General features: G+C 74.0%; 8 protein-coding genes and 1 pseudogene. 4 read left to right on the plus strand and 5 right to left on the minus strand.

Annotated features, from left to right (window positions below):
* Positions 1 to 27 precede the first annotated feature (27 nt).
* Positions 28 to 2,109 carry an MFS transporter gene (locus C2142_RS27040; RefSeq protein WP_148645354.1) on the plus strand — a complete coding sequence of 694 codons (2,082 nt, stop codon included), beginning with the start codon at positions 28 to 30 and terminating at the stop codon, positions 2,107 to 2,109.
* A gap of 66 nt (positions 2,110 to 2,175) precedes the next feature.
* On the opposite strand, the gene C2142_RS27045 is transcribed toward C2142_RS27040, so the two are convergent.
* A complete protein-coding gene (locus C2142_RS27045) occupies positions 2,176 to 2,652 on the minus strand; it encodes a MarR family winged helix-turn-helix transcriptional regulator (RefSeq protein ID WP_174315778.1) in 477 nt (158 codons plus the stop codon).
* A 59-nt stretch (positions 2,653 to 2,711) separates the two neighbouring features.
* Between C2142_RS27045 and C2142_RS27050 the strand changes: the two genes are divergently transcribed.
* Both C2142_RS27050 and C2142_RS27055 read left to right on the plus strand, forming a co-directional pair.
* The gene (locus C2142_RS27050) at positions 2,712 to 3,089 is read left to right on the plus strand and encodes a cupin domain-containing protein (protein WP_148645356.1); all 378 of its coding nucleotides are present in this window, start codon (positions 2,712 to 2,714) and stop codon (positions 3,087 to 3,089) included.
* Positions 3,090 to 3,270: 181 nt separating this feature from the next.
* On the plus strand, positions 3,271 to 3,603 hold the full coding sequence (locus C2142_RS27055; RefSeq protein WP_148645357.1) for an antibiotic biosynthesis monooxygenase: 333 nt from the start codon (positions 3,271 to 3,273) through the stop codon (positions 3,601 to 3,603).
* A 181-nt stretch (positions 3,604 to 3,784) separates the two neighbouring features.
* Here the strand turns inward: C2142_RS27055 and C2142_RS27060 are convergent, their stop codons facing one another.
* Both C2142_RS27060 and C2142_RS27065 read right to left on the minus strand, forming a co-directional pair.
* Positions 3,785 to 4,564, minus strand: a complete 780-nt coding sequence (locus C2142_RS27060; RefSeq protein WP_148645358.1) for a class I SAM-dependent methyltransferase — start codon at positions 4,562 to 4,564, stop codon at positions 3,785 to 3,787.
* A gap of 145 nt (positions 4,565 to 4,709) precedes the next feature.
* Entirely contained in the window at positions 4,710 to 5,315 is a 606-nt protein-coding gene (locus tag C2142_RS27065) for an NAD(P)H-dependent oxidoreductase (RefSeq protein WP_148645359.1), read from the minus strand.
* Between the two features lie 146 nt (positions 5,316 to 5,461).
* Here C2142_RS27065 and C2142_RS27070 point away from each other — a divergent pair, with 146 nt between their 5' ends.
* Positions 5,462 to 6,310, plus strand: coding sequence for a helix-turn-helix transcriptional regulator (locus tag C2142_RS27070; protein ID WP_148645360.1), 849 nt, complete (start codon positions 5,462 to 5,464; stop codon positions 6,308 to 6,310).
* Between the two features lie 1,239 nt (positions 6,311 to 7,549).
* On the opposite strand, the pseudogene C2142_RS40445 reads toward C2142_RS27070, so the two are convergent.
* Both C2142_RS40445 and C2142_RS27080 read right to left on the minus strand, forming a co-directional pair.
* Positions 7,550 to 9,130, minus strand: a pseudogene (locus C2142_RS40445) (ATP-binding cassette domain-containing protein); the annotation flags it as partial.
* A 106-nt stretch (positions 9,131 to 9,236) separates the two neighbouring features.
* The gene (locus C2142_RS27080; protein ID WP_241003280.1) at positions 9,237 to 10,310 is read right to left on the minus strand and encodes a CbiQ family ECF transporter T component; all 1,074 of its coding nucleotides are present in this window, start codon (positions 10,308 to 10,310) and stop codon (positions 9,237 to 9,239) included.
* Between the last annotated feature and the right edge of the window lie 85 nt (positions 10,311 to 10,395).

The following is a 10,395-nucleotide window of genomic DNA, read 5'->3' on the forward strand; positions in this document are numbered from 1 at the left end:
CAGGCCCGAGACCCCTACGGAGACCCCATGACGGATCCGATCGCCGCGTCCGACCGGAGCCCCGCGAGCGAGCCGGGCCCGCCGGAGGCCAGCGTCCCCAGGCTCTGGGTCCCGATCAGCGCCCTGCTGCTGGCGATGCTGCTCGCCGCGCTCGACCAGACCATCGTCTCCACGGCACTGCCCACCATCGTCAGCGACCTGGGCGGCCTGGAGCACCTCTCCTGGGTGGTCACCGCCTACATGCTCGCCTCGACCGCAGCCACCCCGCTCTGGGGCAAGCTCGGCGACATGTACGGCCGGAAGCGGTTCTTCCAGGCCTCGATCGTGATCTTCCTGCTGGGCTCGGTGCTCTGCGGCATCGCCCAGAACATGGGGGAACTGATCGCCTTCCGTGCCCTGCAGGGCCTCGGCGGCGGCGGGCTGATGGTGCTTTCGCAGGCCATCGTCGGTGACCTGGTCTCACCCCGGGACCGCGGCAAGTACCAGGGCCTCTTCGGCGCCGTCTTCGGCGTCACCAGCGTGCTCGGCCCGCTGCTCGGCGGTCTCTTCGTGGACAACCTCAGCTGGCGCTGGGTCTTCTACATCAACCTGCCGATCGGCGTGGTCGCGCTGGTGGTGATCGCCGCCGTGCTGCACGGGACGGAGGTGAAGCGGCGGCACCGGATCGACTACCTGGGCACCGTGCTGATCGCCTCGGTGGCCACCTGCCTGGTGCTGATGACCTCCCTCGGCGGTACGACGTGGGAGTGGAGCTCCTGGCAGATCGTCGGCCTCGGTGTGCTGGGCCTCGTCCTGCTGGTCGCGTTCGTGCTGGTCGAGCGGGCCGCCGCCGAGCCGGTGCTGCCGTTGCGGCTGTTCCGCTCGCGGACGTTCAGCCTGGTCGCCGTCATCTCCTTCGTCGTCGGCTTCGCCATGTTCGGCGCGCTCACCTACCTGCCGACCTTCCTCCAGGTGGTCATGCAGGTCTCGCCGACCATGTCCGGCATCCACATGCTGCCGATGGTGCTCGGCATGCTGGTCACCTCGATCGGCTCCGGCCAGATCGTCGCCCGCACCGGCCACTACCGGATCTTCCCGATCGCCGGAACGGCCGTCACCACCGTGGGCCTGCTGCTGCTCTCCCGGCTGGACGAGCACAGCAGCACCTTCGAGATGAGCTGCTACTTCCTCGTCTTCGGCCTCGGCCTGGGTCTGGTGATGCAGGTGCTGGTGCTGATCGTGCAGAACTCCGTCGGCTACCAGGACCTCGGCGTCGCCACCGCCGGCGCCACCTTCTTCCGCTCCATCGGGGCGTCCTTCGGCGTCTCCGTCTTCGGCACCGTCTTCGCGTCCGGGCTGAACGACCGGCTCCAGGACGCCCTCGCCGGGGTGCCGCTGCCGCCCGGCTTCAACCCCGGGGCGGTCACCTCCGACCCGCGCGTCATCGCCGGGCTCCCGCCCGACGTGCAGGACGGGATCTACCACGCGTACGCCGAGTCGATCACCCGGGTCTTCCTGTACGCGGTGCCGGTCGCCGTCGTCGCCTTCGTGCTCTCGCTCTTCCTGCGCGAGCAGAAGCTCCGCTCGACGGTCACCGCCCCCGACCTCAGCGAGTCGATCGGCCTCAACCCGGTCGAGCGGTCCTCCTTGGACGAGATCGCCCGCGCCCTCTCGGTGCTGAGTACCCGGGAGGCCCGCCGCGACCTCTTCCGGCGGATCACCAAGGGCGCCGGACTGGACCTCAAACCGGCCTCCAGCTGGCTGCTGTTGCAGATGTACCACCACGGCTCGGTCGAGCCCGCGGAACTGGCCGAGCGGCGGATCGTCCCGATGGCGGTGATCGAGGAGGCCGTCCGCGAGGTCGAGGGCGGGGGGCTCGCCTCGCGCACCGGCGGTCTCCCGCTGCGGCTCACCGAACCGGGCGAGGAGGCGGCGCTGAAGCTGGTGGCCGCCCGGCGGGAGCAGCTCTCCGAACTCCTCGGCGACTGGGACGAGAAGCAGTACGCGGACCTCGCCGACCTGCTGAACCGGCTCTCCTCCGCCCTCTGCGCCGACGAGCGCGACCGGCCGGACCGGCCGGACCTGGTCGAACCGGAGCGCCGGTACCACGCGGAGGGGCGCTCGTTCTGAGTGCGGCCGCCTCACCCCTGAGGGTGAACCGCCTTCAAGGTGAACCACCTTCAGGGCGAACCACCTTCAGGGCGAACCGAACCAGCGCGGGGTGTCGAAGCGGAACGGGTCGCCGGGGGCGAGTGCGCGCAGGTCCGACTCCAGGGCGCGTAGCCGCTCCTCGCCGAGCGTCTCGGACCACTGGAGCCGCAGCTCGTCGAAGATCCGGGCGGAGCGGACGAGGCAGTCGGTGCCGCGTGCGGTGAGCCTGACCACCTTGCGGCGGGCGTCGTCCGGGTCGCTGCCGCGCTCGACGTAGCCGAGCCGTTCGAGCTGCTCGACGGTCTTGCCGGCGGCCTGCTTGGAGACGCCCAGCCGGCGGCCGAGCTCGACGGCGGTCGTGCCGCCGGGACCGATGGCCTGGAAGACGAACCCGTGCATCGGGCGCAGGTCGGGGTGGCCCTCGCGGGCGATGCGCTCGTGCAGCTCGTCGATGATCACGCGGAAGGCGAGGAGGAGGCGGAGCGGCAGCTCGAAACCCGGGGGCGCGGAGTCGCTTGACAAGATGGACAACCTCATTGACTATATAGACAACTTGATTGTCCATTGTAGGGGGTTCGCGCATGACCGTCATCCGCAGCACCGAAGCCCGTCGCACCGAGACGCCCAACGCCGTGATGACCACCCTCGCCTCGCCCACCCAGGGCGGCACCACCAACTCCCTGTGGCGGGTCGAGATGAAGGAGGGCGGGCAGGGCCCGCTGCACGTCTTCGACGCCGAGCAGATCTGGACGGTCGTGTCCGGCGGCGCGACCGTCGAACTGGGTGACGACACCCTCGCCGTGGCGGCCGGTGACACCGTCGTCCTGCCGGCCGGGGTGGCGCGCCGGATCACCGCCGAGGCCGCCTTCAGCGCCGTCGTCACCGCGCCGGGCGGCGCCCGGGTGTTCAAGGTGGGCGACCCGGAGGAGGACCGCTTCACCCCGGGGTGGATCGCCTGACCTCCGCCGGCCTCCGCCCGACCTCCACGGATCTCGGCGCTTCACCCCGGGGTGGATCGCCCGACCTCCGCAGATCTCCGCCCGACCTTGGTCCGCCCGGTGGTGTGTGGTGTAGCAGACTGCTGCTGACACACATCAGAACCGGGGCCCGCACGGGCCGCGGTGGACGAGGAGGTGCGGCGTGTCCGTCGTGAAGATCAACGTGCTGACCGTTCCGGCCGAACAGCGTGAGGTGCTGGAGAAGCGCTTCGCCTCCCGGGCCGGGGCCGTCGAGAACTCGGACGGCTTCGAGTGGTTCGAGCTGCTCCGCCCGGTCGAGGGCACCGACAGCTACCTCGTCTACACCCGTTGGCGCAGCGAGGAGGACTTCAAGGCCTGGATGGAGGGCCCCATGCAGGCCGCCCATCGCCAGGGCCCGCCGCCCGCCGAGGGCGAGGCCCCGCAGCGCCCCGCGGCGACCGGCTCCACCCTGTGGTCCTTCGAGGTCGTCCAGTCGGCCGGCCCGAAGGCCTAGTTCGGCCCGAAGGCTTAATCCGGCCCGTTCTCCGCGGGCCCCGACCGGACGCACCGGTCGGGGGCTGCGGAGGTCGCCACACCGCGGCCGCCGCATCCGGCGCCGCGCCTGCTCGGCCTTCGGTCCCCTCCCCGGCGGGGTGGGGACCGAAGTGTTTTTCGATTTCGCTCGGCGTGATGCCTCACAGCCGCCGAACGCGCAGCACGCCGGTCAGCATCGGGAGGGTGAACTCGCCGTGGGCGGTGTCCGGTTCACCCGCGAGGTAGGCGAGGACCCGGCCGAGCGCGGCCTCCCGTTCCCGCTCCGGCATGACCAGCATCCCCGCCCTCGTCGCGAGGGTCGCGACGAGGGACTCGGCGGTACGGCGCTGCCCGTGCGGGAACTCGGCCTGCTCCGGTGAGCCGAACCGGGCGGCCGCGTCCGTCCTGGGAAGGTGCATCCCAGCGGTCTCGGCGCGCCAACTGGCGGGCGTGTCGCGCGGGCCGATGGCCTCGACCGGGCTGACCCGGGTGAGCCCGGCGACCCACTCGACCCGGTCGTCCAGGAGGTTCCACAGGCCGGCCAGGACGCCGCCGGGTGCCAGGACCCTGGCGATCTCCGGTCCCGCGACCGCCATGTCGAACCAGTGCATGGCGTTGCCGGCCAGCACGACGTCGACGGACGCGTCCGGCAGCGGGATCGCCTCGGCGCTGCCCTGCAGGGCACGGACCGCCGGCAGTCCGCGGCGCAGTTCGGCCAGCATCGCGGGGTCGGGCTCGACCGCCGTGACCTCGGCGCCCGCCGCGACCAGCGTGGCGGTGAGCTTGCCGGTTCCGGCGCCGAGGTCGAGCACCCGGAGGCCGGGCGCGGGTTCGATCGCCCAACGCACCGCGGCCTGCGCGTAGTCCGGGCGGTGTTCGGCGTACGCACCCGCCGCCGTGCCGAACGACGAACTGAGGAGTAAGTGATCGTCCCGTTTCATGCGATCACCGTATCCGTGCCACTGTCGGCCGACCACCCCTCCTCGCCGCCTCCGCACCACTTCGACGGCGGCCGCCCGACGGCGCAACCACACGTCTCCGGACCCGGGGCGCCGGACGGTTCCGGGGCCCGGGGCGCCGGACGGGTCACCGGCCCGCGACGTACGGGCGGTCGCGACGGGCGTCGTGGAGGACCGCGGCCCACCAGTGCAGTTGGTCGAGCAGGACCTTGGCCGAGCCCTCCGGCTCCTCCGGGGCGACGAGGGTGCCGTCCGGCGAGAAGAGCAGGTAGTAGCGGGGGAAGGAGACGTACTCCCGGACGGTGTGGGCGTGCAACTCGTTGAACACCTGGCGAAGTTGCTCGATCGCCAGCAGGCCGCCGCTGGCTCCGCTGTAGCCGACGAAGCCGATCGGCTTGGCCTGCCACTCGGTGTAGTGCCAGTCGATGGCGGCCTTCAGGGCGGCCGGGAAGCTGCGGTTGTAGTCGGGCGTCACCACGACGACCGCGTCGGCGGCCCTGAGCCGCCGGGTCAGCTCGGCCATCCCGGCGGGGCGGGGCAGGTCGGGCTGCATCGCCGGTGACACGGAGGGCAGTTCGAGCGGGATGTCGAAGTCCGCCAGGTCGATCAGGTCGACGGCGAACTCGCCGTGCCGCCCGGCCTGTTCGGTGAACCAGTTCGCCACCACCGGGCCGAAGCGGCCGTCCCGGACACTGCCGACCAGCACTGCGAGGTTGAGTCGTTCATTGGACATGGGGGTGCTCCGTGGGTTGTCGGGTGGCCCGGGGCGGGCCGGACGACTCCAATCTGCCGGGCGGGATGATCCGGGAGGGAGACCGGCCGGAGAGTGGTAGTGGCAGGGCCACGATCCGCTCCGGGCCCGGGTGTTACGTTCGGCGGGTGAGCGACAACGAGCTGGGCCTCTTCCTCCGCCTCCGCCGTGAGGCCGTCACGCCGGCCGAGGTGGGGCTGCCCGTCGGGCCGCGCCGGCGCACGCCCGGACTGCGTCGCGCGGAGCTGGCGACGATCGCCGGGGTCAGCATCGAGTACGTCACCAGGCTGGAACAGGGGCGGGACCGGCGGCCGTCACCTCCGGTGCTGTCGGCGCTGGCGGCCGCGCTGCGGCTCACCGCCGCCGAGCGGGTGCACCTGCACCGGCTCGTCAAGGGCGCCGATCCGGGCTTCAGTTGTACGGGAGGCGCCGGGCCGAACCGGGTGGTCCGGCCGACCGTGCAGGCCCTGCTGGACCGCCTGGAACCGGCGCCCGCCCTGGTGTTGAACAGACTGAGCGAGATCCTGGCCTGCACGGAGGGCTACCGGCGGCTGGCCGGGCCGGTCGGACTGCTGGACGGCAGGCGGCCGAGCCTCGCACGGTTCGTCTTCACCGATCCGCGGGCGCGCGCGGCCTATCCGGACTGGGACCGGGTCGCCGACGAGCAGGTCGCCGCCATCAAGCAGGGCCCGGGCCGTTCGGACGCCCATGTCGGCGCGCTGATGGACGAGTTGACCGTCTCGTGCGGAGCGGAGTTCTCCGGCAGGCTGGAGTCCGTGCCCGGACTGCCGCGGGCGAACGGGCTCACCCGGGTCGTCCACCCGGAGGCGGGGGAGCTGCGGCTCGCCTACGAGACGCTCGAACTGCCCGCCGACGACGACCAGCGGCTCGTCGTCCACCTCCCGGCCGACGACGCGACCGCCGCCGCGCTCGACCGCCTCACCGGCCGCCGCCCGGGCGCCCTGCGGGCGGTCTGAGGGACGCGGCGAAGCCTGGCGGCGGCCACGGAGTGCTGCGGGCAAGGGCTTGCTGCGGCCACGGACTGCTGTGGCTTCCGCCGGTACTGCGGCGGCTCCTGCTGCCTCAGCGCCCCGCCCAGCGTGTTCGGCGACAGCCCCCATCCCGGGTGCGATCCGTTCGAGGGTCGTGCCGGTACGCCACCGCTGTGGACCTCCTGTCACTGCGGCGTCGAGAGCAGGAGCCTTCTCCTTGCCCGGACACCGGAGTTGGCGGTCCGGTTGCAGTCCCCGGGGGCGGTCACGTCCCTACGGTGCCTCCCCGGGCGGGCGGAACTCCACCGGGGCGGCGAACGCGGCGCGGCGGCTCGCCCGGCGCAGGGCGCGCAGGAGGGGGGTGCCGAGGCCGAGGCAGAGGACCACGGTGAGGGCGGCGCGGGGGAGGTCCCAGCCGAGCGAGGTGGTGAGGCAGTAGGCGGCGAAGCGGACCAGGTTGGCGGAGACCGGGTCGCCGGGGACGAAGGAGATCGAGCTCGCCAGACCGGCGATGTAGGGCCAGCCCTGGAGGTTCATGACCGTGCCGTAGAGGACGGAGGCCACCGCCCCGTACCCGGCCAGCAGGGCGAGTTCGCGGCGGCCGCGCAGGGTGGCGGGGCCCGGGAGCAGACCGGCGCCGAGGCAGACCCAGCCCATGGCGAGCATCTGGAACGGCAGCCAGGGCCCCACCCCGCCGGTCAGCAGGGCGGAGGCGAACATCGAGAGCGAGCCGAGCACGAAGCCGAAGCCCGGGCCGAGCACCCGTCCGGACAGCACCATGAGGAAGAACATCGGCTCCAGCCCGGCCGTGCCGGCGCCGAGCGGGCGCAGGGCCGCTCCCGCGGCGGCCAGCACGCCGAGCAGGGCGACCGACTTGGCGTCCAGGCCGGGAGCGCCGCCGCCCGCCGTGCGGCCCTCGGAGATCTGGGCGACCACGACGGCGAGCAGCAGCGGCAGGAGCAGGGCGAACAGCCAGGGGGCGTCGGTCGCGTGGCCGACCAGCGCGGAGTCGGTCGCGGCGAGCAGCGGCCAGCCGAAGGCGGCCACGCCGACCAGGGAGGTGAGGAGCAGCGTCGCGACCGAGCGGCGGCCCAGGGGGACGGGGCGACCGAGGGGGAGGGGGCTGCCGAGCGGGAGGGGGCCGGGGGGAGGGGCCGGGCTGCCGGGAGGGACGGGGCCGTCGGGAGGGGTCGGGCGGCTCATCCGGCGCTCCCGGGCCCGCTCGACCTGGTGGACGGTGAGCCAGGGTGAGGGGGTGAGGATCTTGGCGACCTGCGGGGCGAACGCGGGCGAGGAGACCACCACTTCGGGCGTCGGACCGTCCGCGACGATCTCGCCATCGGCCAGGATCACCGTGCGGTGGGCGAGTTCGGCGGCCAGTTCCACGTCGTGGGTGGCGAGCAGGACGGCGTGGCCGTCGGCGGCGAGCGCGCGCAGGATCTCGACCAGGCGGGACTTGGCGGCGTAGTCGAGGCCGCGGGTCGGCTCGTCGAGCAGCAGGAGCGGGGGCCGGGCGGTGAGGACGACGGCCAGGGCCAGGGTGAGCCGCTGGCCCTCGGAGAGGTCGCGCGGGTGGGTGGTGTCGGCGATGCCGGGCAGCAGCCGTTCGACCAGGGCGCGGCAGGTGCCGGGGGCGGCGCCCGCGTCGGCGTCGGCGGCGGCGCACTCGGCGGTGACGCTCTCCCCGTAGAGCAGGTCGCGCGGGTCCTGGGGGACGAGCCCGACCTGGCGGATCAGGTCGGCGGGCCGGCTGCGGTGCGGGGTGAGCCCGCCGACCCGGGCGCTGCCGGCGGCAGGCGTGTGCAGGCCGACCAAGGCGCCGAGCAGGGTCGACTTGCCGGCGCCGTTGCGGCCCATGAGCGCGGTGATCTCGCCGGGGTGGAGGGCGAGGTCCACGCCGCGCAGGGCGGGGACGGGGCCGCGCCTGACGGCGAGGCGCCCGGTCTCGGCGACGGGCGCACCGGTGGGCGCGGGAGTGGCGTCCGGGTGCAGGCCGTCGAGCCGGGTGCGGAGGCCGGCCGCCTTGCGGCGGGCGTCGCGGACGGAGAGCGGCAGCGGGTCCCAGCCGGCGAGCCGGCCGAGGCCGACCACGGGCGGGTGGACGGGCGAGTGCGCCATCGCGTCGGCGGGTTCGCCGAGGACGGGTGGCGCGCCGGGGGTCAGCAACAGGACCTGGTCGGCGTACTGGACGACCCGCTCCAGCCGGTGTTCGGCCATCAGCACGGTGGTGCCGAGGTCGTGGACCAGCCGTTGCAGCACGGCCAGCACCTCCTCGGCGGCGCCCGGGTCGAGCGCGGAGGTGGGCTCGTCCAGGACCAGCACGCGCGGGTGGACGGTGAGCACCGAGCCGATCGCGACGCGCTGCTGCTGGCCGCCGGACAGGGAGCCGAGGGCGCGGTCACGGAGGTCGGCGAGGCCGAGCAGGTCGAGCGTCTCCTCGACCCGGCGGCGCATCACGTCCGGGGCGAGGCCCAACGACTCCATGCCGTAGGCGAGTTCGTCCTCGACCGTGTCGGTGACGAAGTGCGCCAGCGGGTCCTGGCCCACCGTGCCGACCAGATCGGCGAGTTCACGAGGCCGGTGCTCGCGGGTGTCGCGCCCGCCGACGGTGACCCGGCCGTGCAGCACGCCGCCGGTGAAGTGCGGGACGAGGCCGCTGACCGTGCCCAGGAGGGTGGACTTGCCGGAGCCCGACGGGCCGACCAGCAGGCAGAGTTCGCCCTCGGGGATCGTCAGGTCGACACCGCTCAGGGCGGGGGCCGCGGCGTCGGAGTACTGGACGGAGACCTGGTCGAAGGTGATCACGAGGCCCTCCGGGGCTGGTGCGGGGTGGTGGCTCGGGTGGTGGCCTGGTGCGGGGCGGTGGTCTGGTGTGGGGTGGTGGGCCGGCTGGCGGCCTGGTGCGGGGTGGTCACGAGGCCCTCCGGGGTGGCGGCGGCGCGGCGAACGCCGGGACCAGACCGATCAGGACGGCGACCACGGCGGCCAGTGGCAGGGTGGGGGCGGTCGGCGGGACGACGGTGGGGGCGAAGGCGGCCGGGTCGCGCGCGGACAGCCAGATCGTCAGCCCGGCCACGGCCGCGCCCGAACCGGCGGTCAGCCACTCCGGCAGCACCCACGGGTCGGGCCGGTAGCGCGTCCTGGTGGAACGGCGGCCGCCGAGCAGCAGCCCGGTGAAGGCCGCGGCCAGGCCGAGCAGCAGCACGGGCAGGGCCCAGCCGGCGCCGCCGGCGGTCAGCAGCCCGTACGTGGCGAGGCAGACGCCGAGCAGGCCGGCCAGGGTGAGCGCGGCGGTGGTGCGGGCGAGGCGCGGCGGGACGTCGGCGGTGCGGCCGAAGCCGCGGGTGTCCATCGCGGCGGCGAGCGCCACCGAGCGCTCCAACGCGCCCTCCAGGACGGGAATCCCGACGCTCAGTACGGCGGCGATGCCCCGGTCGGTCCGCCCGCGCAGACGGCGGGCGGCACGCAGCCGCCGGACGTCGGCGACCAGGTTCGGCGCGAAGGTCATCGCCACGACGACGGCCACGCCCGCCTCGTAGAGCGCACCGGGAAGCGTGCGCAGCAGGCGGGCCGGGCTGGCGAGGGCGTTCGCGGCGCCGACGCAGACCAGCAGGGTGGCCAGGCGCAGGCCGTCGTAGAGCGCGGCGAGCAGGCCCTCGACGGTGACCCGGCCACCGATCCGCACGCCCTGTGCCCAGGTGGGCAGTGGCACCTCGGGGAGGGTGAAGAGGACGTGTGTCCCCGGGACCGGCGAACCGAGCAGTACGGCGAACACCAGGCGGATGCCCAGCACCAGCAGTCCGAGCCGGAGGAACGCGCCGTACGAGCGCGACCACGGTGCATCGCCGCGGCGGGCGGCCACGACGTAGCCGGCCACGGCGGCGAGGAGCAGGAGGAGGAGCGGATTGGTGGTGCGGGTCGCCGCCGCGCCGAGGCCCAGCGCCCACAGCCACCAGGCCCCGGGGTGCAGTTGGCGGGGGCCGATGGGCGGGCGGCGGGAGCGGGCGGCGCGGGGCGGGCCGGCGGCGCGGGGTGTGGTCACGGCGGAGGGGTCCAGGTCGGGGCGGGTG

This window comes from Streptomyces sp. CB01881 (genome assembly GCF_002953255.1).
Lineage (GTDB): Bacteria > Actinomycetota > Actinomycetes > Streptomycetales > Streptomycetaceae > Kitasatospora.